This is a genomic window from Mesorhizobium sp. WSM4828 (genome assembly GCF_055811175.1).
Map to the genome: position 1 here is coordinate 224 of NZ_JBVVQK010000090.1, position 862 is coordinate 1,085.

The 862-nt window shown below is 61.9% G+C and carries 1 pseudogene; it reads left to right on the forward strand.

The annotated features are described in order from the left end of the window. Window positions 1-815 (forward strand): annotated as a pseudogene (locus tag AC0L2X_RS32380) (hypothetical protein); the annotation flags it as partial. Between the last annotated feature and the right edge of the window lie 47 nt (window positions 816-862).

An 862-nucleotide genomic window follows, 5' to 3' on the forward strand; every position in this document is an offset into this window, starting at 1 on the left:
CCACCAGCGATGGCAGCCATGGCAAGACCGCGCTGTCGCAACTCCTCGCTGGCAATAGCAGTTCGACTGATACCGCCGCCACCACCGCCGATGACAGCCATGGCAAGACCGCGCTTTCGCAACTCCTCGCTGGCAATGGTAGTTCGACTGATACCGCCGCCTCTGGCGCTACCACCAGCGATGGCAGCCATGGCAAGACCGCGCTGTCGCAACTCCTCGCTGGCAATAGCAGTTCGACTGATACCGCCACCACCGCCGCCGATGGCAGTCATGGCAAGACCGCGCTATCGCACCTCCTCGCCACCGACGGCAGTTCGACTGACACCACCCACGATTATGCCGGCGACAAGGTAAGCGAGGGCAGCAGCGTTGACCGCATATTGGCCTCGTTGAGCCATTCTCTTTCGGCCGGCTCGGAACTTCTCCCGACCAACGATCCATCCGACAAGACGGCAACCAGCCTGATCCGCCACGGGTTCGCGCAAACCGTCCAGCCCGATGAAAGTGTCGGCGCCCAGGCGAAAAACGCCGCCGCCGCCGAGATCATGTCTAGCCACGGGGGCAACGATGCCTTCGATTTCAGCAAGCTTCAGGACAAGCTCCACCTCGACCAAGCCGCGCCTACCGAGCTTAAGTCGGGCGGGCTTTCATTGCATACTTCCCCTGCTGGTACGGCCACCGATGATAATGGTTCCCACCACATCATCTTTGACAGCTCGACCGGGTCGCTCTCTCTCGACAGCGACGCGGTCGGCGGTGCAGCTCAAGCGCAGCTCGCCACCCATCTCCCGTTGCAGCATCACTCTTTGATCTGAAAACCAGAGCGGCGGACCTTCAACTCGAGCGTGTCCGCCGCTCCGTC